General features: G+C 61.8%; 23 protein-coding genes and 2 pseudogenes. 17 read left to right on the top strand and 8 right to left on the bottom strand.

The features are described 5' to 3' along the window. Positions 1 to 55: 55 nt before the first annotated feature. The 5 genes from ACF8E5_RS05930 (at position 56) to ACF8E5_RS05910 (ending at position 6,746) form a co-directional block, all read left to right on the top strand. Positions 56 to 2,296: a bifunctional prephenate dehydrogenase/3-phosphoshikimate 1-carboxyvinyltransferase gene (locus ACF8E5_RS05930; protein ID WP_392475022.1), complete on the top strand. Its 2,241-nt coding sequence runs from the start codon at positions 56 to 58 to the stop codon at positions 2,294 to 2,296. Continuing rightward, positions 2,293 to 2,979, top strand: a complete 687-nt coding sequence (cmk, locus tag ACF8E5_RS05925; protein ID WP_058637582.1) for a (d)CMP kinase — start codon at positions 2,293 to 2,295, stop codon at positions 2,977 to 2,979. Before ACF8E5_RS05930 ends, cmk begins: the two co-directional genes overlap by 4 nt. A gap of 124 nt (positions 2,980 to 3,103) precedes the next feature. Further along, a complete protein-coding gene (gene rpsA, locus ACF8E5_RS05920; RefSeq protein ID WP_003252673.1) occupies positions 3,104 to 4,780 on the top strand; it encodes a 30S ribosomal protein S1 in 1,677 nt (558 codons plus the stop codon). Between the two features lie 153 nt (positions 4,781 to 4,933). Further along, the gene (locus ACF8E5_RS05915; RefSeq protein ID WP_058637583.1) at positions 4,934 to 5,809 is read left to right on the top strand and encodes a carboxylate/amino acid/amine transporter; all 876 of its coding nucleotides are present in this window, start codon (positions 4,934 to 4,936) and stop codon (positions 5,807 to 5,809) included. A gap of 1 nt (position 5,810) precedes the next feature. Next, positions 5,811 to 6,746: an AEC family transporter gene (locus ACF8E5_RS05910; protein WP_196121850.1), complete on the top strand. Its 936-nt coding sequence runs from the start codon at positions 5,811 to 5,813 to the stop codon at positions 6,744 to 6,746. A gap of 128 nt (positions 6,747 to 6,874) precedes the next feature. Here ACF8E5_RS05910 and ACF8E5_RS05905 read toward each other — a convergent pair whose 3' ends face one another. Together ACF8E5_RS05905 and ACF8E5_RS05900 are read right to left on the bottom strand one after the other, a co-directional pair. Further along, positions 6,875 to 7,873 (bottom strand): DUF2314 domain-containing protein, encoded by a 999-nt coding sequence (locus tag ACF8E5_RS05905; RefSeq protein ID WP_392475021.1) that lies wholly within the window; start codon positions 7,871 to 7,873, stop codon positions 6,875 to 6,877. Positions 7,874 to 7,984: 111 nt separating this feature from the next. After that, a complete protein-coding gene (locus ACF8E5_RS05900) occupies positions 7,985 to 9,289 on the bottom strand; it encodes a mechanosensitive ion channel family protein (RefSeq protein WP_392475020.1) in 1,305 nt (434 codons plus the stop codon). Between the two features lie 140 nt (positions 9,290 to 9,429). On the opposite strand from ACF8E5_RS05900, the gene ACF8E5_RS05895 reads away from it, so the two are divergent. Further along, the gene (locus tag ACF8E5_RS05895) at positions 9,430 to 10,752 is read left to right on the top strand and encodes a DEAD/DEAH box helicase (protein WP_392475019.1); all 1,323 of its coding nucleotides are present in this window, start codon (positions 9,430 to 9,432) and stop codon (positions 10,750 to 10,752) included. Positions 10,753 to 10,811: 59 nt separating this feature from the next. Here ACF8E5_RS05895 and ACF8E5_RS05890 read toward each other — a convergent pair whose 3' ends face one another. After that, the gene (locus ACF8E5_RS05890) at positions 10,812 to 11,084 is read right to left on the bottom strand and encodes a hypothetical protein (RefSeq protein ID WP_058637590.1); all 273 of its coding nucleotides are present in this window, start codon (positions 11,082 to 11,084) and stop codon (positions 10,812 to 10,814) included. Positions 11,085 to 11,284: 200 nt separating this feature from the next. Here ACF8E5_RS05890 and ACF8E5_RS05885 point away from each other — a divergent pair, with 200 nt between their 5' ends. The 6 genes and pseudogenes from ACF8E5_RS05885 (at position 11,285) to ACF8E5_RS05860 (ending at position 15,649) form a co-directional block, all read left to right on the top strand. Further along, a complete protein-coding gene (locus ACF8E5_RS05885; protein ID WP_058637591.1) occupies positions 11,285 to 11,692 on the top strand; it encodes a hypothetical protein in 408 nt (135 codons plus the stop codon). Between the two features lie 95 nt (positions 11,693 to 11,787). Further along, positions 11,788 to 12,714 carry a DMT family transporter gene (locus tag ACF8E5_RS05880; RefSeq protein ID WP_196185812.1) on the top strand — a complete coding sequence of 309 codons (927 nt, stop codon included), beginning with the start codon at positions 11,788 to 11,790 and terminating at the stop codon, positions 12,712 to 12,714. 190 nt (positions 12,715 to 12,904) lie between these two features. After that, a complete protein-coding gene (locus ACF8E5_RS05875; RefSeq protein ID WP_023533827.1) occupies positions 12,905 to 13,033 on the top strand; it encodes a PA1414 family protein in 129 nt (42 codons plus the stop codon). A 348-nt stretch (positions 13,034 to 13,381) separates the two neighbouring features. Continuing rightward, positions 13,382 to 13,663, top strand: a pseudogene (locus ACF8E5_RS05870) (PAS domain-containing protein); the annotation flags it as partial. Positions 13,664 to 13,972: 309 nt separating this feature from the next. Further along, a pseudogene (locus ACF8E5_RS05865) lies at positions 13,973 to 14,947 on the top strand (methyl-accepting chemotaxis protein); the annotation flags it as partial. 90 nt (positions 14,948 to 15,037) lie between these two features. Beyond that, positions 15,038 to 15,649, top strand: a complete 612-nt coding sequence (locus tag ACF8E5_RS05860) for a tRNA-uridine aminocarboxypropyltransferase (RefSeq protein ID WP_196125992.1) — start codon at positions 15,038 to 15,040, stop codon at positions 15,647 to 15,649. Between the two features lie 17 nt (positions 15,650 to 15,666). Here ACF8E5_RS05860 and ACF8E5_RS05855 read toward each other — a convergent pair whose 3' ends face one another. From ACF8E5_RS05855 to ACF8E5_RS05845, 3 genes are all read right to left on the bottom strand, one after another. Continuing rightward, positions 15,667 to 17,028, bottom strand: coding sequence for a TolC family outer membrane protein (locus tag ACF8E5_RS05855; protein WP_058637595.1), 1,362 nt, complete (start codon positions 17,026 to 17,028; stop codon positions 15,667 to 15,669). A gap of 310 nt (positions 17,029 to 17,338) precedes the next feature. After that, positions 17,339 to 17,704, bottom strand: coding sequence for a YbaN family protein (locus ACF8E5_RS05850; RefSeq protein ID WP_153010320.1), 366 nt, complete (start codon positions 17,702 to 17,704; stop codon positions 17,339 to 17,341). 7 nt (positions 17,705 to 17,711) lie between these two features. Then, a complete protein-coding gene (locus ACF8E5_RS05845; RefSeq protein WP_027915890.1) occupies positions 17,712 to 18,299 on the bottom strand; it encodes a UPF0149 family protein in 588 nt (195 codons plus the stop codon). Between the two features lie 241 nt (positions 18,300 to 18,540). Between ACF8E5_RS05845 and recQ the strand changes: the two genes are divergently transcribed. From recQ to ACF8E5_RS05830, 3 genes are all read left to right on the top strand, one after another. Further along, positions 18,541 to 20,685, top strand: coding sequence for a DNA helicase RecQ (gene recQ, locus ACF8E5_RS05840; RefSeq protein ID WP_058637597.1), 2,145 nt, complete (start codon positions 18,541 to 18,543; stop codon positions 20,683 to 20,685). Positions 20,686 to 20,836: 151 nt separating this feature from the next. Then, positions 20,837 to 21,274 carry a MarR family transcriptional regulator gene (locus tag ACF8E5_RS05835; protein WP_058605594.1) on the top strand — a complete coding sequence of 146 codons (438 nt, stop codon included), beginning with the start codon at positions 20,837 to 20,839 and terminating at the stop codon, positions 21,272 to 21,274. A gap of 25 nt (positions 21,275 to 21,299) precedes the next feature. Then, entirely contained in the window at positions 21,300 to 21,581 is a 282-nt protein-coding gene (locus ACF8E5_RS05830) for a SelT/SelW/SelH family protein (protein ID WP_058637598.1), read from the top strand. 41 nt (positions 21,582 to 21,622) lie between these two features. Here the strand turns inward: ACF8E5_RS05830 and ACF8E5_RS05825 are convergent, their stop codons facing one another. Continuing rightward, positions 21,623 to 21,934 (bottom strand): DUF962 domain-containing protein, encoded by a 312-nt coding sequence (locus ACF8E5_RS05825; RefSeq protein WP_196121845.1) that lies wholly within the window; start codon positions 21,932 to 21,934, stop codon positions 21,623 to 21,625. Between the two features lie 152 nt (positions 21,935 to 22,086). On the opposite strand from ACF8E5_RS05825, the gene ACF8E5_RS05820 reads away from it, so the two are divergent. Next, a complete protein-coding gene (locus tag ACF8E5_RS05820) occupies positions 22,087 to 23,148 on the top strand; it encodes an AraC family transcriptional regulator (RefSeq protein ID WP_196121844.1) in 1,062 nt (353 codons plus the stop codon). On the opposite strand, the gene ACF8E5_RS05815 is transcribed toward ACF8E5_RS05820, so the two are convergent. Beyond that, positions 23,105 to 24,559 (bottom strand): TrkH family potassium uptake protein, encoded by a 1,455-nt coding sequence (locus ACF8E5_RS05815; RefSeq protein WP_058605590.1) that lies wholly within the window; start codon positions 24,557 to 24,559, stop codon positions 23,105 to 23,107. The two genes, ACF8E5_RS05820 and ACF8E5_RS05815, sit on opposite strands and share 44 nt — an antisense overlap. A 167-nt stretch (positions 24,560 to 24,726) precedes the next feature. Between ACF8E5_RS05815 and ACF8E5_RS05810 the strand changes: the two genes are divergently transcribed. Further along, complete coding sequence (locus ACF8E5_RS05810) at positions 24,727 to 25,287, top strand: nitroreductase family protein (RefSeq protein ID WP_058637600.1); 561 nt, start codon at positions 24,727 to 24,729, stop codon at positions 25,285 to 25,287. Positions 25,288 to 25,333: the final 46 nt, after the last annotated feature.

Below are 25,333 nucleotides of genomic sequence, written 5' to 3'. Positions count from 1 at the left end.
CACGGCCCCGTAAGTCCTCATGGACTGCCTCGATTTTCGTACAGGGTTCATACCAGTGGTAAAAGCAGCAAACACCAAACCCGCCCCGATCATCGACCGCCTGGTAGTGGTCGGCCTCGGTCTGATCGGTGGCTCGTTCGCCAAAGGCCTGCGTGAAAGCGGCCTGTGCCGCGAAGTGGTCGGCGTCGACCTCGATGCGCCGTCGCGCAAGCAGGCCGTTGCCCTGGGCGTGGTCGACCGCTGCGAAGAGGACCTGGCCACGGCCTGCCTTGGCGCCGATGTGATCCAACTGGCCGTGCCAATTCTAGCCATGGAGAAAGTTCTGGCGCGCCTGGCCCGGCTCGATCTGGGTGAGGCCGTGATCACGGACGTTGGCAGTGCCAAGGGCAACGTCGTGCGCGAAGCGCGTTCGGTGCTTGGCGAGCGCTTGTCGCGTTTCGTGCCTGGCCACCCCATCGCTGGCTCCGAGCAGAGCGGGGTGGAGGCGTCCAACGCCAGCCTGTTCCGTCGGCACAAGGTCATCCTCACGCCGCTGGCCGAAACCGATCCTGCAGCGCTGGCCCTGGTCGATCGCCTGTGGCGTACGTTGGAGGCTGACGTTGAGCACATGCCGGTCGAGCGCCATGACGAAGTGCTGGCCGCGACCAGCCACTTGCCACACCTGCTGGCCTTCGGGCTGGTCGATTCGCTGGCCAAGCGCAATGAAAACCTGGACATCTTCCGGTACGCTGCGGGAGGTTTTCGCGATTTCACGAGAATCGCCGGTAGCGACCCGACCATGTGGCATGACATTTTTCTCGCCAACCGCGACGCTGTCCTGCGCACACTCGATACATTTCGCAGTGATCTCGACGCCCTGCGCGACGCGATCGCTGAAGGGGACGGGCACCAGCTGCTGGGTGTTTTCACCCGCGCTCGGTTTGCCCGCGAGCATTTCAGTAAAATCCTGGCCCGCCGGGCCTATGTGGACGCTATGAACGCCAACGATCTGATTTTCCTGGCCCAACCCGGTGGCCGCCTGAATGGGCGAATCCGCGTACCGGGCGACAAGTCGATTTCCCATCGCTCGATCATGCTCGGCTCGCTGGCCGAAGGCACCACCGAGGTCGAGGGTTTTCTCGAAGGTGAAGATGCCCTGGCGACCTTGCAGGCTTTTCGCGACATGGGCGTGGTCATCGAAGGCCCTCATCAGGGTCGCGTGATCATCCATGGCGTCGGCCTGCATGGCCTTAAGCCGCCGCCTGGCCCGCTGTACGTGGGCAACTCCGGTACCTCGATGCGCCTGCTGTCGGGCCTGCTAGCCGGCCAGTCGTTCGACGTCACCATGACCGGCGACGCCTCGCTTTCCAAGCGTCCGATGAACCGAGTGGCCAACCCTCTGCGCGAAATGGGCGCGGTGGTCGAGACCGGCCCGGACGGCCGTCCGCCGCTGACCATCCGCGGCGGCAGCAAACTCAAGGCGCTGACCTACACCCTGCCGATGGCCAGTGCCCAGGTCAAATCCTGCCTGCTGCTGGCTGGCCTGTACGCCGAAGGCAAGACCACCGTCACCGAGCCTGCGCCGACCCGTGATCACACCGAGCGCATGCTGCGCGGCTTCGGCTATTCGGTCGAAACCAACGGCCCGGTCGCTTCGCTGCAAGCTGGCGGCAAGCTGACCGCGACTCGCATCGAAGTGCCAGCGGACATTTCGTCGGCAGCGTTCTTCCTGGTGGCGGCGTCCATTGCCGAGGGTTCGGAGCTGGTGCTCGAACATGTCGGCATCAACCCCACCCGTACCGGCGTCATCGACATCCTGCGCCTTATGGGTGGCGATATCACCCTGGAAAACCAGCGTGAAGTCGGTGGTGAGCCGGTGGCCGACCTGCGCGTGCGCGGTGCCAAGCTCAAGGGCATCGATATCCCTGAAGAGCTGGTGCCGCTGGCCATCGATGAGTTCCCCGTGCTGTTCGTTGCCGCTGCCTGCGCTGAAGGGCGTACCGTGCTGCGCGGTGCCGAAGAACTGCGGGTTAAAGAGTCCGACCGCATCCAGGTGATGGCCGACGGCTTGATCACCCTGGGCATCCAGTGTGAGCCCACCCCCGATGGCATCATCATCGACGGCGGGCAACTGGGCGGTGGTGAGGTGCACGGGCACGGTGACCACCGCATCGCCATGGCCTTCAGCGTCGCATCGCTGCGCGCTAGCGCGCCGATTCGTATCCATGACTGCGCCAACGTCGCCACCTCGTTCCCCAACTTCCTGTCGCTGTGCGCTGAGGTTGGCATCCGCGTGGCCGAAGAGGATAAGTCGTGAGCACCTTGACGCCGGTCATCACCATTGATGGACCCAGTGGTTCCGGCAAGGGGACCGTGGCCGGTCTGATGGCACGCGAGCTGGGTTGGCGGCTGCTGGATTCGGGCGCGCTGTACCGTCTGCTGGCCTTCAATGCCAGCAACCACGGCGTGGACCTGACCAATGAGGAACTGCTGACCCAACTTGCCGCCCATCTGGATGTGCAATTCATTGCCGCCGAGCCCGGTAAACTGCAGCAGATCATTCTCGAGGGTGAGGATGTCAGCAACGTGATCCGCACCGAAACCGTCGGTGCCGGCGCTTCGATGGTCGCTTCGCTGCCTGCGGTGCGTGATGCACTGCTGGTGCGCCAGCGCGCCTTCCGCGAGGCGCCAGGCCTGATCGCCGACGGTCGTGACATGGGCACGGTGGTGTTTCCGGACGCGCCGCTGAAGGTGTTTCTCACCGCCAGTGCCGAGGAACGTGCCCGCCGCCGTTACCTTCAGTTGAAGGGCAAGGGTGAAGATGTTAGTCTGTCGAGTCTGCTGGATGAGATTCGTGCGCGTGACGAGCGCGACACCCAACGTGCAGTGGCCCCGCTAAAACCTGCGGCCGACGCCATTCAGTTGGACTCAACCGAGTTGTCCATCGAGCAGGTGTTGCAACGTATCAGGAGCGAGCTCGCCTTGCGCGATCTCCTCTGATAACCAGGAAGGCAGGCAGGGGCACCAGTCAACGTCCTGCCCGCTTTCCTTTATCTAAACGAAACCCACATTGTCTGGAATGTGGCGATGGGCGTCTGTTTCGCCCGAATCTACAGGAATTAAAATGAGCGAAAGCTTTGCAGAACTCTTTGAAGAAAGCCTGAAAACCCTCAATCTTCAGCCGGGTGCGATCATCACCGGTATCGTTGTCGACATCGACGGCGACTGGGTTACCGTACACGCTGGCCTGAAGTCCGAGGGCGTCATCCCGCTCGAGCAGTTCTACAACGAAGCTGGCGAGCTGACCATCAAGGTCGGTGACGAAGTGCACGTTGCGCTGGACGCGGTCGAAGACGGCTTTGGCGAAACCAAGCTGTCCCGTGAAAAAGCCAAGCGCGCCGAGTGCTGGATTGTTCTGGAAGCAGCTTTCGCCGCCGAAGAAGTGGTCAAGGGCGTTATCAACGGTAAGGTTAAGGGCGGCTTCACTGTCGACGTTAACGGCATCCGTGCGTTCCTGCCGGGCTCCCTGGTTGATGTCCGCCCAGTGCGCGACACCACCCACCTGGAAGGCAAAGAGCTGGAATTCAAGGTCATCAAGCTCGATCAGAAGCGCAACAACGTTGTCGTTTCCCGTCGCAGCGTGCTGGAAGCCGAGAACTCCGCCGAGCGCGAAGCCCTGCTGGAAACCCTGCAGGAAGGCCAGCAAGTCAAAGGTATCGTCAAGAACCTCACCGACTACGGCGCATTCGTGGACCTGGGCGGTATCGACGGCCTGCTGCACATCACCGACATGGCTTGGAAGCGTATCAAGCACCCATCGGAAATCGTTAACGTTGGCGACGAAGTCGACGTACGCGTTCTGAAGTTCGACCGCGAGCGCAACCGCGTTTCGCTGGGTCTGAAGCAGATGGGCGAAGATCCGTGGGTAGCTATCACTGCCCGTTACCCAGAAGGTACTCGCGTACAGGCTCGCGTAACCAACCTGACCGACTACGGCTGCTTCGCTGAGCTGGAAGAAGGCGTTGAAGGTCTGGTACACGTTTCTGAAATGGACTGGACCAACAAGAACATCCACCCGTCGAAAGTCGTTCAGGTTGGCGACGAAGTGGAAGTCATGGTTCTGGACATCGACGAAGAGCGTCGTCGTATCTCCCTGGGCATCAAGCAGTGCAAGTCCAACCCATGGGAAGACTTCTCCGGCCAGTTCAACAAGGGTGACAAGATCACCGGTACCATCAAGTCGATCACCGACTTCGGTATCTTCATCGGTCTGGACGGCGGCATCGACGGTCTGGTTCACCTGTCCGACATCTCCTGGAACGAAACCGGCGAAGAAGCCGTACGTCGTTTCAAGAAGGGCGACGAGCTGGAAACCGTCATCCTGTCGGTCGATCCAGAGCGCGAGCGCATCTCCCTGGGCATCAAGCAGCTGGAAGACGATCCGTTCTCCAACTTCGTTGCTGTCAATGACAAGGGCGCTATCGTCAAGGGCATCGTGAAAGAAGTTGACGCCAAAGGTGCCATCGTCACCCTGGCCGACGACATCGAAGCCACTCTGAAAGCTTCCGAAATCAGCCGTGACCGCGTTGAAGACGCGCGTAACGTTCTGAAGGAAGGCGAAGAGATCGAAGCCAAGATCATCAGCGTTGACCGCAAATCGCGTGTCATCAGCCTGTCGATCAAGTCCAAGGACGACGCTGAAGAGCGTGAAGCCATCCAGAGCCTGAAAAACGCTCCGGAAGCGGCTGCCGATACCACCATGGCTGCGCTGCTGCGCGAAGCAATGGCCAAGCAGAACTGAGTTCTGTTTGATCGGTAGAAAGGGCGACCCTCGGGTCGCCCTTTTTTATGGGCGTTATCTGCGCCTGCTTGGGGTGTGACCCTACGTTTTTCGTGGTTGAACTCGCTTGCCTCAACCCGCTAAGGTCCCGACCTTGATTTTCGAGAGACAACCATGGGCTATCTGATCATCGTCGCGCTTATCCAGGCGTTCTCTTTCAGCTTGATAGGCGAGTATCTGGCCGGTCACGTCGACAGTTATTTTGCCGTGCTTGCCCGCGTGGTGCTGGCGGGCTTGGTCTTTCTGCCGTTGACCCGATGGCGGCAAGTAGAACCGCGCTTTGTGCGCTCGATGCTGCTGATAGGCGCCTTGCAGTACGGCATCACCTACGTGTGCCTTTACTTGAGCTTTCGCGTGCTCAGCGTACCCGAGGTGTTGCTGTTCACCATTCTTACACCGCTGCACGTGACTCTGATCGAAGACGCCATGAATCGGCGGTTCAACCCATGGGCGCTGGTGGCAGCGCTGGTGGCTGTGGCCGGAGCTGCGGTGATTCGCTTCGACAGCATCAGTGGCGAATTTTTCATGGGCTTCCTGTTGCTGCAGTTGGCCAACTTCACGTATGCCGCGGGCCAAGTGTTGTATCGGCATCTAGTTGCCCGGTTCCCCAGCGACCTGCCGCACTATGCACGGTTTGGCTATTTCTACCTGGGGGCGCTGTTGGTGGTCCTACCGGCGTTCGTGTTGTTCGGCAACAGCGCACACCTGCCCAGCACCCCGGTGCAATGGGGCGTCTTGGTGTTTCTGGGGCTGTGCCCCACGGCGCTGGGCCTGTACTGGTGGAACAAGGGGGCTTGCCTGGTATCGGGTGGCACACTTGCCGTCATGAACAACCTGCACGTGCCGGTGGGGCTGCTGCTCAACCTGCTGATCTGGAATCAGCATGAACCGCTTGGACGGCTTCTGGCAGGCGGTGCCATTATTCTGGGATCTGTATGGCTAAGCCGTTTCAGTGGACGGGCACAAGCTCCGATGCCCGGCAAAGCCTGACATGCATACCGTTTTCGTGATTGTTGCACCGATCTTCGCCTTGATCATCGTCGGCTACCTGTGCCGCCGCACCAACAAATTGGGCGACAAGGCGGCGGCCGAAATCAACAAGATGGTGGTCTGGTTGTGCCTGCCGGCCTTGCTGTTCAAGGTCACCGCCACGGCCACCTGGGCCGAAATCTGGCACCCTGGGTTCATCGCCGCATTTGGCGCCGGGGCGCTGGGGATGTTTGCGATTACCCTGCTGTGGCGGCTGCGTGGCGGCCATGGATTAGTGGCGTCGAGCATCGATGGGCTGAGTGCCGGCTACGCCAATACCGGCTACATCGGCATTCCCTTGTGCCTGCTGCTGTTCGGTCAGCCTGGCTTGCAGCCAGCGCTGATTTCGTCGTTGATCGTGGTCTGCCTGGTATTTGCTCTGTCGCTGATGTTGATCGAGATCGGCTTGCAGGATGAGCCCGAGGTCGGCCGCGCCGTGGGCCTGGTGCTCAGGGCACTGGCCAAGAACCCGCTAGTCGTCGCGCCGCTGGCAGGTGCAGCGTGGGCCATGACCGGGCTGGGGCTGGCCGAACCGGTGATGCACTTGCTCGACATGCTCGCATTGGCCACCACGCCCTGTGCATTGGTGTCGCTCGGAGCATTTCTGGCAGAGAAACAGCCGCGCGCACAGGCCAGCCCCTGGCCGCTGGTAGTGTTGAAATTGGTCGGCCAGCCGGCGCTGACGTGGGTGCTGGCCTACAAGGTGTTTCACCTGCCCGAGATGTGGGCCGCCTCGGCCGTGCTGCTGGCCGCGCTGCCCACCGGTACTGGGCCGTTCATGCTGGCGGAGTACTACAACCGGGATGCGGGGTTGATATCCAGGACCATTCTCTGGTCAACGGTAGTCTCGCTGCTCACCTTGACGGCGCTGCTGTACATATTGGGGTATGCGCAGTGAATGAGCGATTCAAACGTTTACAGATTCGGGTCGCGTTCAGCAAGACGCTGGCCGGGCCCAGAACGCTGAGGTGAGGCGCTGGTCCAGAACGCCTCACCGACATCGCTACTGGACCGTCGGGCAGGCCGCTAGCGCGCCAGCAGCCAGATCATGACCACCACGATTACCACGCCAGCCACGATCATCCAGCGGGACCGGCTGTGTTCCCGTGGCTGCGTCTGGGCGTGTGGCCGGGTGTGCGTCTGCGCCTTGTCAGGTTCAGCGAATCGCGCCTGCTGGGCAGGGGCTTGCGGCGCTGCCAGCGGTGCCTCTTCCCCGCGCAACAGTCGCACCAGTCGCGGCCATCCTGCCTGCTCGGCCAATTGCAACGGCGTTTGCCCCAACGGGTTGAGCGCCGAGGTGTCGGCCCCGTGCTCAAGCAGAGCACTCACCACCGGGTAGTTGCCCGCCAACGTCTCGCGGTGCAGCAGCAGCCAACCGCCCTCATCGGGATCGGTGACCATGGCAGGGTGTTGCACCAGTGCATCGTGCACCTGCGCCACCATGTTCACGGCCATGGGATGGTCAGCCTCTTCCAGCTGCTTGAGCGCTTGTGCGTCGGCCGGCGTATCCAGAGCCCGCGAGAGCAACACCTGGGATTGCCCTTTGGGCGCCGGTACGAGCGCCACGAAGCCGGGCTCAGCAAATTGCAGGCCCCAGGCCGCATCGTGTTCAGCACGTTCGGCTGCGGGCATCTCGCTGCGCATCGCATCGATGGTGAAGCCTCCATAGACCTCGCCGGCAGACACGTACATCCAGTCGGTGAGCGCCGAAAACGGCAGCGTCACCCGCTGCGATGCATCGAAGCCCGTGGCCCATTCCGGTTCGTTGAGCAGCATGCCGCTGATCGAGACGCCGTCGAACGCCACCTCGCTGAGCCACATGTTCTCCACGGTTGGCAGTTCCGGATCATCACCGTGGACCGGAAAAGCCATCTTCACGGCGGCCATGTCCAGGCCCTTGATAATCCGGCGTGCCTCCCAGGAAAGCTCGCGCCAGAAAAACTTGAACGTGGCCTGCGCATTGGCGATGGCGGTTTGAAGGGCAGGGCTGTTGTCGTCGGCCGGGTAGATGATTTGCTCGGTCATAGGGTACATCCGTGTGAGTGCGTGTTGATGACGAGGGGTATCAGGGTCATCAGACCGAAGAGCACGGGGCTGGTTCGAGGGGCTTGCGAGCCTTGAGCTCAGCCTCCCTGCTCAAGCCTCGCTCATTTCCTCAACCCGCCGCGACATCGGCGCCTGTACGGGCGCAACATGCCCGGCCAGGCCAACGCGCATATCGTTGCCACTTGGCTGCTGATACAAGCTCAACCCAAACTCCGGCAACACCGCCAGCAGGTAATCGAAGATATCCCCCTGAATGCGCTCGTACTCGGCCCACACCGTGGTGGTGAAGCAGTAGATTTCCAGCGGCACGCCTTCTGCCGTGGTCTGCATCTGGCGGACCATGCAGGTCATGTTCGCGTGTACGTCCGGGTGGTTTCTCAGGTAGGCCAATGCGAAGGCGCGGAAGGTGCCAATGTTGGTCAGCTTGCGCCGGTTGGCCGAGAGTTCCGCCACCGGCCCCAAGGCTTCGTTCCAGCTTTGCAGCTCCTGACGTTTGCCGGCCAGGTAGTCACCCAGCAGGCGTACCTGACTCAGGCGCTGCTCCTCTTCACGGGTCAAGAAACGGACCCCGGCCGCGTCGATGAACAGGCTGCGCTTGATGCGCCGGCCGCCCGACTGCTGCATGCCCCGGTAGTTGCGGAACGATTCGCTCATCAGGCGCCAAGTGGGGATGGAGACGATGGTCTTGTCGAAGTTCTGCACCTTGACCGTGTGCAGGGTAATGTCCACCACATCGCCATCGGCGCCGACCTGGGGCATTTCGATCCAGTCGCCGACGTGCAGCATGTCGTTGCTGGTCAGCTGCACGCTGGCCACGAATGACAAGAGTGTGTCCTTGTACACCAACAGCAGCACGGCTGACATCGCGCCCAGGCCTGACAGCAGTAGCAACGGTGAACGGTCGATAAGGGTGGCGACGATGACGATGGCCGCGAAGATCCACAGCATCATCTTGGCCAGTTGCACATAGCCCTTGATGGAGCGTGTGCGGGCGTGCTCGGTGCGGGCATAGATGTCGAGCAGGGCATCGAGCAGGCACGACAGGGCCATGGTCATGAACAGCAGCGTGAAAGCCAACGCCAGGTTGCCCAGAAAGTGCTGGGCGGTGTCGGACAACTCTGGCACCAGCTTGAGCCCGAACTGCAGGACCAGCGACGGTGTGGTCTGCGCCAGGCGGTGGAAAACCTTGTTGTGCCGCAGGTCGTCGAGCCATTTCAGGGCAGGCTGGCGTGCCAGCAGGCGAGCGCCGTGCAGCACCAGAAAGCGCGCCAGGCGCCCTAGAATCAGCGATATCACCAGCAGTACGGCCAGGCCGATAGCGGCGTGCAGCATGGGGTGTTGGTCGAGGGTACCCCACAGGTCGAGGGAGTCGCGCCAGAAGCGTTGGATGTCCATGGGCTTGCTTACAGTCTTGTTGCCAAACGAGGCGTTATTAGAACGCGGATGGGCAGCCCCATGCCAAAAGAAATTCGGCTAAATCGCTAGAAAACGTTACCCTATGCAGCTGATTTCCGTACTTGCCTGAGGTTACCTCCGTGTTCTCCCAATTCGCCTTGCACGAACGCCTGCTCAAAGCCGTGGCCGAGCTTAACTTCGTCGAGCCTACCCCGGTGCAGGCCGCCGCCATTCCCCTGGCGCTGCAAGGGCGGGACCTGCGTGTCACCGCGCAGACCGGCAGTGGCAAGACGGCGGCGTTCGTTCTGCCGCTGCTCAATCGTCTGGTCGATCTGCGCGAGCGCCGTGTGGAGATTCGCGCGCTGATCCTGCTGCCCACCCGTGAGCTGGCACAGCAGACCCTCAAGCAGGTGCAGCTGTTCTCGCAGTTCACTTACATCAAGTCGGGCCTTGTAACCGGCGGCGAAGACTTCAAGGAACAGGCCGCCATGCTGCGCAAGGTGCCGGACGTGCTGATCGGCACCCCGGGCCGTTTGCTCGAGCAACTCAACGCCGGCAACCTCGACCTGTCCCACGTCCAGGTGCTGATTCTGGACGAAGCCGACCGCATGCTCGACATGGGCTTTGCCGAGGACATGGAACGCCTGTGCAAGGAATGCGAAAACCGCGAGCAGACCCTGCTGTTCTCGGCCACTACCGGCGGCGCGGCGTTGCGCGACATGATCGGCAAGGTCCTGAAAGACCCTGAGCACCTGATGCTCAACAGCGTATCGCAGCTGGCCGAGGGCACCCGCCAGCAGATCATCACGGCCGACCATGACCAGCACAAAGAGCAGATCGTGCAATGGCTGCTGGCCAACGAAACCTTCGACAAGGCGATCATCTTCTCCAATACCCGCGCCATGGCTGACCGTATCTATGGCCACCTGGTCGCCAAGGACGTCAAGGCATTCGTGCTGCACGGCGAGAAGGACCAGAAAGACCGCAAGCTGGCCATCGAGCGCTTCAAGCAGGGTAGCTCCAAGGTGCTGGTCGCCACCGACGTGGCCGCGCGCGGCCTGGACATCGACGGCCTGGACTTGGTCATCAACTTCGACATGCCACGCAGCGGCGATGAATACGTGCACCGTGTGGGTCGTACCGGGCGCGCCGGGGGCGAAGGCCTGGCGATCTCGCTGATCACCCATAACGACTGGAACCTGATGTCCAGCATCGAGCGCTACCTTAAGCAGCAGTTCGAGCGCCGGGTCATCAAGGAAGTCAAAGGCACCTATAGCGGGCCCAAGAAAGTCAAGGCGTCTGGCAAAGCTGCCAGCACCAAAAAGAAGAAGACGGACAAGAAAGGTGGCGACAAGAAGGCCAGCGCCAAGCGCAAGCCTACGGCCAAGCAAAGGGCCAACGCACCGTTGACCAGCTCCGATGGGCTCGCGCCGTTGAAGAAGCGCAAGCCGTCGGCCGAGTAAGGCCGGGTGCCTGTGCCAGGGCAGCGCTCAGCGCCGCCCTGGCAGCTACCGTCCTGGCGTCATCCTGCCTTTTTTTCGGCCGCTTTCAATTCCTTGATACGCGTGTCGATCAACTGACACTTGTCCGGCAAGTCCTTGCTGGCGGTGCCCAATTGCATGCCTTGCAGTTCCTCATTCATTTCCTTGGCCTTCGTCGGATTCTGTTCGGTCAGTTGAGCCACCAGCCCAGCCAGTTCCTCGCGTTTTTGCGTCGCTTCTTCGGGCGTGCATGCCCAGGCGGGCAACGCGCTGAACAGTGTGACCAAGCATGTGATACGCAGCAGTGGTTTCATCCTTTGCTCCTCCGGCGTGGTTGATGGACGGTTGAGGCGCGGCGAGCCGATTGGTTCACGATCAGGGATAAGTGGCCAGGGTTCGGTGTGGCTTATTGCAGCTAAAGCACGTGACCTCCAGGCCATTTGCGCGGAACGTGCGCAGATTTGAAAGGTCCCACACCTGTGTACATCCTCGACGCACACCAGGAGGTAATCGCATGCGTACCATCTACAACTGGGACCTGATCGAACGCTTGTTGCATGAAGTGCAGAACGGCAGTGGGCAGAATTTCACGCCCCGCCCTTATGCCGAAGCGCACGCCGCTGACCTGGCGGCCAAGGGTGAACCCGTCGGTGACCTGGATCGCCTCAAAAGCCAGGCCTGCGAATACGAGAAGCTGCTTCTGGAGCGAGGCTATATTCAAAGCCGCCCGGAAGAGGAGGGTGGAAACGGCGAGAACTTCGTGCTGACCGAGCGAGGGTCGCGCCTGATGAGCCTGATCGACAGCAGCATTCCAGGCTTCGAACACCCGCGGCAAGTGCTGGATGATCAGGATGATGCGCTGGATGAAAGCACCTTTGAACACGTCTCGTCCAAGGCGCAGATTGCCGGTGGTGCCATTTAAAGCTGGCCAGCGAGGCATGCGTGAATTGATAATCCCGTGTCCCTTTTTTCAGGTGAATCACTGCGCATGCCTTTGCACCGTCTCGAGGTCCGCCGATGAGCGTGGCCCGCAAGAACCCCGATGCCTTTGCGTTTCAGGTCATGGTGGTGCTTTGCCTGATCTGGGGCAGCCAGCAGGTGCTGATCAAAACGGCCGCCGTGGACATTGCCCCAGTGATGCAGGCAACCCTGCGCAACTGCATCGCTGCGGTGCTGGTCGGGCTGATGATACTGTGGCGCGGCGACTGGAAACAGGTAGGGGGGACTTGGCGAGCAGGTGTGTTGGCGGGCGGATTGTTCGGACTCGAGTTTCTGTTCATCGCCGAAGGACTCAAGCTGACCACGGCCGCTCACATGTCGGTGTTCTTGTACACAGCGCCCATCTTCACCGCCCTTGGCCTTCATTTCATGCTGCCCAGCGAACGGCTGAGACTGTTGCAATGGCTAGGCATACTGCTGGCGTTCGCGGGCATTGCACTGGCCTTTGTGGGTGGGACCTCATGGGCCGAGATGGACGGGCGCACCTTGCTGGGGGATGCCTTTGGGGTACTCGCCGGCTTGGCATGGGGCGCGACCACGGTCGTGGTCAGGGGGTCGCGGCTTTCCGAGGCACCGGCAACCCTTACCCTGTTCTATCAGCTAGCGGTAGGTTTTGTCGGCTTACTGCTTATTGGGCTGATCACGGGGCAGGCCGGCGATGTGGTCATGACGCCGCTGGCGATTGGGAGCGTGTTGTTCCAGGGCGTAATCGTCTCGTTCATCAGTTACCTGACCTGGTTCTGGCTGCTGCGCAAGTACCTGGCATCGAACCTGGCTGTGTTTTCATTCATCACGCCCCTGTTCGGCGTCACCTTCGGGGTGTTGATCCTGGGCGAACCGCTGACCGTGAACTTCGTGCTTGGCGCTGTGCTGGTGCTCGTGGGCGTGGTTTTGGTGAGTGCCGAACCCTGGGTACGGCAGCAACTGCGCAAATGGGTCGGGTAAGGCCAGAACCTAGCAGTAACATAGGGAAACGATTGGCGGTGCCAGGAAATCCCCCAAGCGGCTTGATCGGCGTCACAATCACCCCCATCTGTAAGATCAGACGTAGGCGTCAGCCCATACATGCGGCTATGATCTGTATAAGGCAGCGCCAAACTGATTCGCCGTTAGGCTTACCCGTAAAGGGGGCATTATGAATAAAGCACTGTACAACTGGCTCCACGACCTCGGGGTTGCCTTGGGTTTGATTCCGCCGCCCTTGCAGCCGGTGCCCATCCCGACTGATGAAAAGCAGCGCCCCCGTCAGCCACGCCGCCGCTGAGCGAGCGAAGGCCGCTCTACCTTTCGGGGCGGAGCGGCTTCTTTGTTCTAATTAGGCGTTTTTGTTCCTTGGCGCACCCGCTCTAGGGCTCTGGCTGTTCATAACGGCTTTCGGCAGCACTGATCGAGCCCTGCTTCTCCCTCCGTAATATCCCCCTTTCACCCACTCATTCCCGGGCTTTGCGACCTGTTTCAGCCAGCTGCGACACTGGCGTAAACATTGCGTTGATGTATTTCGTCAGGATGCAATAATTTCCTGCGGCTACGGCCTCCTATTTGAAAGCGCTCTGCTACATATCAACCTTGCGCCTACTTTTCTCCCATTTTCATCCTGCAAGGATCGCCGAAGATGCGCACGAACTTGCCCGTCACCGAGCATGAAAGAACCTTCCCCGGTGACCAGCGCCTGATCTCGACCACCGATCTCGATAGCCGAATCACCTACTGCAACGAAGCGTTCGTGGCCATCAGTGGCTTCACTTATGACGAACTGGTAGGTCAGCCCCACAATTTGGTACGTCATCCGGACATGCCCGCCGCGGTGTTTGGCCATATGTGGGACACCATCAAGCAGGGCAAGCCCTGGATGGGTATCGTCAAAAACCGAGCAAAGAACGGTGACTATTACTGGGTCAGTGCCTACGTCACGCCCATCTACGAACAAGGCCGCGTCAGTGGTTACGAGTCAGTGCGTTCAGTGCCCAGCCGCGCGCAGATCGCCCGTGCCGAGCGCCTGTATGCCCGCCTGCGCAGTGACCGTGCGCCGTTGCCGTGGGTAGCACGTGTGGGCCAACGCCTGGGGACTGGCTGGCCGCTTGCCGCCGCCGGAGCGCTATCGGCGTTAGCCTACGCCAGCCTGCCGGCCTACGCTGCACTGGCGGTATTGATGACCAGCCTGCTGCTGGCCTGGTACGTCATCGAGCGCCAGCACAGCCAAGCCATACAGCGCACGTTGGCTGCACACCCCAGGGCCTTCACCAGCCCGCTGGTGGCGCTGACCTATAGCGCCAGCCCCGGGCTGCATGGGCAAATGGATCTGGCCATGCTGAGTGAAGAAGCGCGCTTGCAAACCGCCTTGACCCGGCTTGAGGATGCAGGCGTGGGGGTAAAGGACCGGGCTTCACAATCCTCCAAACTGTCAGACACACAGGCCTCGATGCTTGACCGTCAACGCAGTGAAACGGATCAGTCCGCCACTGCCATCGCCGAGATGGCGGCAACCATCCAGCAGGTCACGCAGAACGTCCAGAGCACGGCCCATGCTGCCGGCGATGCCGATCAATTGGCTCAGCGCGGCAGTGAGCTGGCCCAGCAGAGCCTCCATGCCATGGACAGCATGAGTGATGCGGTCAGTGATATTGGCCAGGCCGTCAACGCACTCGCCCAGCAGACCCAGTCCATCGGCAGCGTGGTCGATGTGATCACAGCCATTGCCGAGCAGACCAACCTACTGGCACTTAACGCTGCCATCGAAGCGGCCCGTGCGGGGGAGCAGGGGCGGGGGTTTGCCGTGGTGGCCGACGAGGTCCGTTCGCTGGCACAGCGCACCCGCACCTCGACCGAGGAAATTCATCAGATCATCGCCACCCTGCGCGCGGGCACCGAGCGGGCAGTGAGCTCCGCCGGCCACGGCGAGCGCATCGCGCGCGACAGCAGGCAAAGCGTTGAGGCCGTGCAGAACGCGCTGGTCGGCATCGCCCAGGCGGTCAGCAGGATCACAGGCATGAGCCAACAGATGGCTGCTGCTTCCGAACAGCAAAGCCATGTGGCTGAAGACATCAACCAGCAGATCACGCGCATCGCCCAGTTGTGCGACCAAAGCGCTGGGCAGGCACGGCAAGGCGCGCAGATCAGCCAGGACCTCGAACGCATGGCCGACTATCTCTACGGCCTGGCCGAGCGCTTCAATCGCTGATCGCCCACACCTGCGCGGGGCACGCTTTGGGCTGAAGGCGTGCCGGTTGATCTGCGGTTCTGTGGCACACTGCGCGGCCAAGGAGACCTCATGTCCAGACCCCGCTGCGAGCGCTGCCTGCGCCCCCTCGACCATTGCCTCTGCGCCTTGATACCTGCGATCGGCAGCAGGACCCGCGTGTTGCTGTTGCAGCACCCAAGCGAAGCGTCCCATGCGCTGAACACGGCTCGCCTGGCAGCGCTAGGCTTGATCAATGCGCAGCTGCACGTGGGTGAGGTATTCGACGACCTGGACCGATGGCTGGCAATGCCGGGTTACCGGCCAGTGGTGTTGTTTCCGGGCGAGGGGGCGCAAGCGCTCGGGCCTTACACGCAGACCGACGACACACCGTTGTTGCTGGTCGTGCCGGACGGTACCTGGCGCAAGGCGCGCAAGCTGATGTATCTCAATCCGCTGCTGGCGGCTCTGCCGAAGGTCACCTTGGGGAATGTGACGCCGTCACGCTATCGTCTGCGCAAGGCGCCCGAGGCAGGCGCGCTTTCGACCATCGAGGCGGTGGTGCAGGCCTTGAACGTGCTGGAGTACCCTGCCAGCTTCGACGCGGTGCTGGCGCCGTTCGAGGCCCTGATCGAAGGGCAGATCCAAGCCATGGGTGCCGGCACCTACGAGCGCAATCATCACAAGGATACAGGGGCGCCCTGAGCGACGCCCCGGTCTGGTCAGCGCATCTCGGGCAGATGAGCTTCAGTGCGCACTTCGGTGGCTGCGTAGGCGTCAGGCGGTAGCGAGATGCGCTGCTTGCTCAACAGCTCGCCCATGGTGGCCAGTACCCGGTAGCGGGAATAGGCTTCGGTGTAGCGCACCTCGGTGTAGCGACGGTCCGCGTTGTACAGCTCGTTCTCACTGTCGAGCACGTCCAGCAGGGTACGTTGGCCCAGACCGAACTGGTCCTGGTAGGCGGCGCGCACCCGTTTGGTGGTGTCGGCGTACTCGCGCGCGGTAGGCAGCTGCTTGCTGGCGTTGTTCAAGGCGTTCCAGGCCAGGCTCAGGTTTTCGGTCAGCTCGCGCAGTGCATTGTTGCGAATGTCCATGGCCTGGTTGATCTTGTGCGCGTCGGAGTTCAGGCGGGCCTTGTCGCTGCCGCCGCGGAACAGGTTGTAGTTCATCTCAACGCCTGCCTGCCAGTCGTTGTTGCTGTGGCCTTTTTCACCGCCGGTATTGTTGTTGGCACCGGTGGCCAGAATGGCATCAAAGCGCGGGTAGAAGGTCGACTTGGCAACCTTGTACTGCTCTTCGGCGGCGTTCACGTCCGCCTGGGCCGACTTGATGTAAGGGTTGTTCTGGCGCATGCCTTCGCGTGCTTCTTCCAGCGTTGCTGGCATTTGCACGGCGACCGCTTGCGGATCTTCCAGCTCATCCGGTACACGGCCCACGACACTGAAGAAGTTGGCTTCGGCATCGGCCAGGTCCACCTCGGCGGTATCGAGGTTGTTCTCCGCCAGGGCGCGACGAGCACGGGACTGGTCCAGGTCAGCTGTACTGCCGACACCCCGTTCGTTGCGCAGGCCGATCTGGTCGTTCACCCGCAGGTGGGCTTGCAGGTTGTTCTTGGCCAGGCTTACCAGTTCGCGGCGCTTGAGCACTTCCAGGTACACCTCGATGGCGCGCAAGGCAACGTCCTGAGCCACTGCCTGGGTGTAGTACGCACGGGAGGTGGAGACCGCTTGGGTGCGGCCCACTTCGCTGGAGGTGTTGAAGCCATCGAAGATCATCTGCCGCAGGCGCAGGTCGGCCTGGGAATAGTTGAGGGTTTCCTTGCCACGTCGTCCGTCAGTACCACGCGTGTTGGCGTTGTCCGAGCGCTGGCGACCGTAGCCCGCTACCAGGTCGACGGATGGGTAGTAGCCGCCGCGGGCGAACTTCACATCTTCATCGGCAGACAACTTGCTGTTGCGGTTCGAGCTGACCTGGGGGTGGTAGTCCACAGCGCTTTGGACAGCTTCGGTGATCGACATCGCCTGCACGTGGGCACTTGCCAGAGCCAACAGCAACGCACTGGTGATGGGGTTCAAAAGACGCATGGGTACCTCTCCCTGATCCTGGGTTTTCCTACAAATCGCCAAAAAAATGACTATATTCCGATGCCGTATAGTGTTGCAGTTTTTTAAGCCCACAGCTAAGTACATTCATTGAGATGAGTAAGAAGATTTATTCATATCAACGTGCCATGTTCGACATTAATTGTCTAACGCTGAGAAGGGGAGCTGCTGACTCAGATGCCATCAAGCGCTGTCGAGGGGGCGCAAAGTGGCGGCTGCAAGCAGTTCCAGAACGAATCTAGATAAAAGAATGGTGGGGTAGGCCAAATTGATATTTGGCGACAAATTATTGTCACTTAGGCGGTGTGTAGGTTTTTTGCCGAAGAATGTAGAACGTTACACCCACCGCACTGGCCAGCATGAACAACCGTGCCCAGGGAAACGGAACCAGATAGCAGGAAACGGCGATGCTCAACCACATCAGGCCTATGGCATAGGCCTTGGCTTTGAGGGGCATACCCTCGCCGCCTAGGTAGCCCCGGATCCAGGGCCCCAGGCGAGGGTGATTGACCAACCAGTCGTGAAAGCGTGGCGAGCTGCGGGCAAAACACGCCGCTGCCAGCAGGAGAAACGGCGTGGTCGGCAGCACCGGCAGGAAGATGCCAACCACGCCCAGCGCCACGCTCAGCCAGCCGATGGCCAGCAGCAGGTAGCGCATGCCCGGCTTAGTGGTGACGGGGCTTGAGCAGGGCCGGTTTCTCTTCCGGGGCATGTAACAACAGGAACAGCGCGGTCAGGGCCTCGGGAATCTGCACGATCATGTCGTCCTGAAGGCTGGCATTGCTGGCGATGTCGGCAAATTCAGGCTGCTCGTCGAACAGGCCCGAACCGACCATGATCGGCAGCAGCATTTCGCTCACTTCCTCTTCGGCATTCTCGAACCAGGCTTCCTCGCGCAGGAAGACCCCTTCCATGAAGCCGATGCACCAGCCGCGCAGGTCGGAGTCGTCAGGGTCATCGCCCAGATCCAGGTCGCAGGGCAGCTCGAACTCGTCATCACTGGCCAACTGGCGCGCGATATGGCCTTTGAGGGCAACCAGCGTGGCCTCGATCTCGACGCGCTGGGCCTCGCTGGCGTAGTGCGGTTCTTCGGCGAACAAGGCGTCGATCCATTCGCGCTCGGGCACCTCTTCGGCGTTGATCGACAAGGCAGTGAGGTAGCCGTGGGCGGCGACATAGTCCAGCGCTTCTTCGTGCAGCTCGTCGGCGTCGAGGAAGGCTTGCAGGCGGGTCAGTTGCTCGGCGAAGGACATTACGGGGCTACCTTGGGAATAAACGATACCGAATTCTAGCACCTTGCAGCGTCAGCGGGGCAAAGACACGCCCATCGCAACGGTGCCAGTGCAGGGAGCGGGTGCGGTATACTTGGCGGTTTCCAGCCAAGGGCCCACCGTTGTCGGGCCCTTGGCAAAAACCGCTTACGCATTCGGCGTGTGCGGCGCGGGTTTTTCGTCCAGCCTGTAGCGGGGTGGTACGGCGTTTTTGGAGTTGCACATGCTCGAACAGGCTCAGCGCGTTCTCAAGGACATCTTCGGCTACGACAGCTTCCGAGGGCGCCAGGCAGCGATCATCGAATGCGTAGCCAATGGTGGCGATGCCCTGGTGCTGATGCCCACAGGTGGCGGCAAGTCGCTGTGTTTCCAGGTACCGGGGTTGCTGCGCCCAGGCCTGACCGTGGTGGTGTCGCCGTTGATCGCACTGATGGACGACCAGGTCGCCACGCTCGATGAACTGGGGGTATCGGCCGCGGCGCTGAACTCCACGCTCAATGCCGAGCAACAACGGGAACTGGCTGGGCGCCTGCGCCGCGGCGAGGTGAAGATGCTCTACCTGGCGCCAGAGCGCCTGGTGCAACCGCGCATGCTCGATTTTCTGCGCGACCTGGACATTTCGCTGTTCGCCATCGACGAAGCCCACTGCGTGTCCCAGTGGGGCCACGATTTTCGCCCCGAATACTTGCAACTGGGCCAACTGGCCGAGCTGTTCCCGCATGTGCCACGTATTGCGCTCACCGCGACCGCAGACATGCGTACCCGTGAGGAAATCGTCCAGCGCCTGCACCTGCAGGGGGCCGAGCGCTTCCTCTCGAGCTTCGACCGGCCGAACATCTTCTACCGCATCGTCCCCAAGGAAGCGCCCCGCAGGCAGCTCATGGCGTTTCTGGGCGAACGCCGTGGGAACGCAGGCATCGTCTATTGCCTGTCGCGCAAGAAAGTCGACGAAACCGCTGCGTTTCTCTGCGACCAGGGCTTCCCCGCGCTGCCTTACCACGCCGGCCTGCCGGCTGAGACGCGCTCGGCCAACCAGCATCGGTTCCTCAACGAAGAAGGGCTGATCATGGTCGCGACAATCGCCTTCGGCATGGGCATCGACAAGCCCAACGTGCGTTTCGTCGCGCACCTGGACCTGCCAAAGTCGCTGGAAGCCTACTATCAGGAAACCGGTCGTGCCGGTCGTGACGGCCTGCCTTCGGACGCTTGGATGGCGTACGGCTTGCAGGACATGGTCATGCTCAAGCAGATGCTGCAGAACTCCGAGGGTGACGAGCGCCACAAGCGCATCGAGCAGCACAAGCTCGACGCAATGCTTGCCTTGTGCGAGGAGACACGCTGCCGACGCCAGACCTTGCTGGCGTACTTCGATGAGACGCTGGAACAACCCTGCGGGCACTGCGACAACTGTGTCGACAACGTGCAGACGTGGGATGCCACCGAGCCCGCCCGCCAGGCATTGTCAGCAGTGTTTCGCACCGGCCAGCGTTATGGCGTGGGGCATCTGGTGGACGTGCTGCTGGGCAAAAGCACCGAGAAAGTGACTAATTTCGGTCATGACAAGCTGTCGGTGTTCGGCGTCGGCAAGGCGCTGGCCGAGGCCGACTGGCGCTCGCTGTTCCGCCAACTGGTAGCCCGTGGCCTGGTCGACATCGACCTGGAAGGCTACGGCGGCCTGCGCCTGTCGGACAGCTGCCGCCCGCTGCTGCGCGGCGAAGTCACGTTGCAACTGCGCCGTGATCTGAAACCGCAAACCGTAGCCAAGGCCTCGTCTTCTGGCGGCAGCCCGGCGAGCCAGTTGGTGCGTGCAGAAGAACGCGAATTGTGGGAAGCGCTGCGCACCTTGCGCCGCAAGCTTGCCGAAGAGCATCGCGTCCCGCCTTACGTCATCTTCCCGGACTCCACCTTGCTTGAGATGCTGCGCAGCCAGCCGGTGACCCTGAGTGACATGGCGCAGGTCAGCGGTGTCGGCGCCCGCAAGCTGGAACGCTACGGGCAGGCATTCCTGGAAGTGCTCAATGGCAGCGGCGGCACCCCCGAGGCGCCGAAGGTGGTACTGGACTTGCGTCATGAACTGGTCAGCTTGGCCCGCGCTGGCATGACGCCGGCGCAGATCGCCGGTCAGCTCGACTGCACCGAAAAGAACGTCTACAGCCTTCTGGCTGAGGCCTTGGGGCGTCAGGAGCTTAACCTTGAACAGGCGCTGGACCTGCCGGAAGATCTTCTGTCGGAGATCCAGGATGCCTTCCTCGACGGCGAAGGCGAATTGCCACCCGTTTCCACCATTGCGCCGTTGTTCGGATCGCGTGTGCCAGACGGCGTCCTGCACTGCGTGCGCGCCGCCTTGGCGGCTGAGTTCGAGCTGTGACAGTGCGCGCTACCGGCTCGGCCCGAGCGGTTTGCTGATCCGTGTCACGCCAGCGCACATTTACCCTGCAGCAGCGCATCCCGACGGCTTGCCTCGTCGGGCTGCGCATGATTAGCTGCCTAACAATTAGAACTGTTCGACGAGTCGCTTTATGCCCCTGACTGACAATCAACACCGCTTCGGCATGCAGCTTGCCCAGATGTCCCGTGGTTGGCGCGCCGAGCTTGATCGCCGTCTGGCCGGCCTCAACCTGTCACAGGCGCGGTGGCTGGTGCTGCTGCACCTGGCACGGTTCGAGGAAGCGCCCACCCAACGCGAACTGGCGCAGAGCGTCGGCGTGGAGGGCCCGACCCTGGCGCGTTTGCTCGATAGTCTCGAAGGGCAGGGGCTGGTGCGTCGCCAGGCCGTTGTCGAAGACCGGCGGGCCAAGAAGATCCTGCTGTGCCCCCCAGCCAAGCCCCTGATCGAGCAGATCGAGACCATCGCCAATCAGCTACGCATCGAGCTTTTCACAGGCGTCGATGAAGCGGACCTTGAGGTCTGCATGCGGGTCCATGCCAAGATTCTGAGCAACCTGGAAAAGCCCTGATCCACCGTTTGCGAGGCGCATCACCATGACCGAGCCAAAGCCTGAAGTCGTCATCACCTATTGCACCCAGTGCCAGTGGCTGCTGCGTGCCGGCTGGCTGGCCCAGGAGCTACTCAGTACGTTTGGCCAGGACCTGGGGCAGGTGGCCTTGCAGCCGGGTACCGGCGGCGTTTTTCGCATCACCTGCGATGGCGTGCAGGTGTGGGAGCGCAAAGCCGATGGCGGCTTCCCTGAAGCAAAAGTGCTCAAGCAACGCGTACGCGATCAGATCGATCCACAGCGCGACCTGGGTCACAACGACCGCTAACCGCCCCGGCCGTGTCGATATTGTAGGCCGGCGCCTTGGCGTCAGAGGCGCACCTTGCCCAGCAGCACGTCCCTGAACATCGCGAAGTCGCCTAGCAAGCTATAGAAGGGATAGGTGAAGGTCGCAGGCCGATTCTTCTCGAAAAAGTAATGCCCTACCCAGGCCAGGCCGTAGCCGACCACGGGCACCGCCAGCAGCAGCATCCACTCGCCGCTGCCGATGGCGTAGGCCAGCAGGGCAATGACCAGGCTGGTGCCCACGAAGTGCAGGCGGCGGCACGTGGGGTTGCTGTGTTCACCGAGGTAGTAGGGGTAGAACTCGGCGAAGGTTCGGAATTGCGCTGTGCGGTCCATGACACTGCTCCGGAAGATTGACTGGGAATGATAGACACGGCGTGGAGCCTGATTCGAGTCTAGAGTCACTGACGAGGCGTACCAGTGACAATAGGCGCCAATTGAGTATCCTTGGGGTTCACCGCAGGAGCGGTCAGCATAAGAAGCGTGCCATGAGCGAAAGAACCACCTCCGCCAGCTGGGCATCTGGAATCGTCAAGGCGCTGGAGCTCGAAGGGCTCGATTGCCAGGCCATGTTCAAGCAGCTGGGGCTGGATTTCACTGCTCTCGACGATCCGGATGCGCGCTTCCCGCAGGACGCCATGACCCGGCTCTGGCAACTGGCGGTGGAGCTATCAGGCAATGAAGCAATCGGCCTGAACATGGCGCGCGTGGTCAGGCCGGCATCCTTTCATGTGGTGGGCTACGCGCTGATGTCCAGCCGCACGCTGGCCGAAGGCTTCGCACGGCTGGTGCGCTATCAGCGCATCATCGCCGAGAGCTCTGACTTGAGCTTCATCCTCACCCCCGAAGGCTATTCGCTGATCCTGACCGTGCACGGCGACCACCTGCCGCCCACCCGGCACAGTGCCGAGGCGTCGCTGGCCTGCGCCCTGTCGCTGTGCAAATGGCTCAGCGGCCGGCCGGTCCAGCCGCGACGGGTGCTGATACAGGGGCCGCCGCCCAAGAACCTGGAACCCTACAAAGTGGCCTTTCATTCCCCACTGATCTTCAATGCGCCCCATGATGCCCTGGTGTTCGAGCGGGCTGACATGGAGGCGCCACTGCCCACAGCCAACGAAGCCATGGCCGTATTGCACGACCGGTTCGCCGGTGAATACCTGGCACGCTTCTCGGAGACCCGCGTGACCCACCGGGTGCGCCAGGTGCTGTGCCGCATCCTGCCCCAGGGCGAGCCCAAGCGTGAAACCCTGGCACAGGCGTTGCACCTGTCCCAGCGCACCTTGCAGCGCCGGTTGCAGGATGAGGGCACCAGCTTCCAGGCGTTGCTCGACGATACCCGACGCGAACTGGCCGAACAGTACTTGGCCCAGCCCAACATGACCCTGCTGGAAACCGCCTACCTGCTTGGCTTTGCCGACCCTAGCAACTTTTACCGGGCCTTTCGCCGTTGGTTTGGCGTCACGCCCAGCGAGTACCGGGCTCGCCTGGGCACCGATATCGACGGAGTCAGTGACGCCAGAAAGCCGGCATGCACAACACCAGCACGGTGATGATTTCCAGCCGGCCCAGCAGCATGCCGCCGGCCAGGATCCACTTGGCGGCGTCGGGCAGCTTGGCGTAGTTACCCGACGGCCCGATCACTTCGCCAAGGCCCGGGCCCACACCGGACACCGTCCCGGCCGCGCCGGTCAGGGCGGTCATCCAGTCGACCCCCAGCAATGACAGCAGCAACGCCATCACGCAGATGGTGATGGCGAAAAAGAAGGAAAACGTGAGGATCGAGCGTACGATTTCTTCGTCGAGGCGGTGCCCGTTGTACTTCTGCTTGATTACTGCCCGGGGGTGAATCAACTGGTTGAGGTTGGCCTTGAGCAGGATATAGGCCACCTGGAAGCGGAAGATCTTGATACCGCCGGCCGTCGAACCGGAACACCCGCCCACGAACCCCAGGTAGAAGAACAGCATCAACGAAAAGTTGCCCCACAGACTGTAGTCACCCAACGCAAAGCCTGTGGTGGTCACGACCGAGGTCACGTTCAGCGCGACGTGCCGCAAGGCATCGAGCCAGTGCAGGTTGGTGGTGTACCAGTACCAGGTGCCCAGGATCACCCAGGTCGCCACCAGCATGCCCAGCAAGCCCTGCACCTGTTGATCGCGGATCAGGGCCCCGCGGTTGCCGCGCAACGTGGCCACGTACAGGGTGAACGGCAGGCTGCCGAGGATCATCACCACCACGGCCACCCAGTGCACGGCGGGCATGTCCCACTTGGCCAGGGACTGGTCGGAAGTTGAAAAACCGCCGGTGGAAATCGCCGACATGGCATGGTTGATCGCATCGAACGGGCTCATGCCGGCCCACCAGAACGCCAGGGCACCGAAGATGGAAAAGCCGACATAGACCCCGACGATGGACTTGGCGACCATGTGCGAGCGCGGCATCACTTTCTCGGAGCGGTCCGAGGATTCGGTCTGGAACAGCCTCATGCCACCGATGCGCAGCAGGGGAAGAATGGCCACCGCCATGGCGATGAAGCCAATACCGCCCAGCCAGTGCAGCATCGAGCGCCACATCAGGATGCCGGGCGACATGCTGTCCAGGCCGCTGAGTACGGTAGCGCCGGTGGCGGTGATGCCCGACATGCTTTCGAAAAACGCATCGGTGTAGCTGATGTGCTGCGTAAGCAGAAAGGGCAGGGCAGCGAACACGCACACCACCACCCAGGAGCATACCGTCAGCAGGTACATGTCGCGTGGACGCAGGTGCACGTGTTCGGGCCTGCCGGGCACCACCAGCAGCAGGCCCGCCACGAAGGTAATCAGGCTCGACCAGAGAAAGGACGGCAGGTCGCGGGTGTGTTCGAAGATCACCAGGGTGGCCATGGGGACAGCCATGCCCACGGCGAGCGTGATGAGGAAGATGCCGATGATGAAACCAATGATTCTTAGGGTCGGCAACGCCATGTGTTCTGCTCGGGCTCGAAACGGAAGGGCGCCATTCTACCTGTGGGGCGCAAAGGCTCAAGGCCAAGCTGCATCTTCATGCTGCAGGCCCTGGATGAGGTCGTGCTTGCAGCCTGGCGTCGGCCCCTTGAGAATGGCCGCACATTCATGTTCCAGGAGGGTAGCCGATGGAGGCTCTCGACGCATTGCTCAACCGGGTTTCGGTCCCGCGCCTAACCGACCCTGCGCCCAACGATGCCCAGCGTGAGGCCTTGTTCCAGGCTGCGCTGCGCGCCCCGGACCACGGTCAACTACGTCCTTGGCGCTTTCTGACTATCGAAGGACCGGCACGCGAGCGGTTGGGTGAGCTGTTCGCCAGCGCAGTCCAAAAGCGTGGCGATGCCAGTGAGGCTGCGTTGAGCAAGGCCCGCGCCATGCCGCTACGCGCGCCCTTGCTGATCGTGGTCATTGCCCGGTTGCACAAGCAGCACCCCAAGGTCCCGGTGCTTGAGCAGCAACTGGCGGCAGGGTGCGCGGCCCACGGCATACTGATTGCCGCGCACGCCCAGGGCGTGGGTGCCGTATGGCGCACCGGGGACCTGGCCTTCGATGCCCATGTCCATGCAGGTCTGGGCTTGGCAGACAACGAGGAGCTGCTTGGCTTCCTGTATGTGGGTACGCCCTTGACCGAGCCTCGCACGGCGCCTGTGCTCGCCACTGCCGACTTCGTCAGCGCCTGGGGCGACTGACCCCCGCCGCGTTTGACCCAAGCCGTTGGCCATTGCGCAGACCTGC

Source organism: Pseudomonas sp. WSY_20, assembly GCF_043104335.1.
Classification (GTDB): Bacteria; Pseudomonadota; Gammaproteobacteria; order Pseudomonadales; family Pseudomonadaceae; genus Aquipseudomonas; species Aquipseudomonas parafulva_B.
This window is presented reverse-complemented; position numbering and strand designations above follow the sequence as displayed.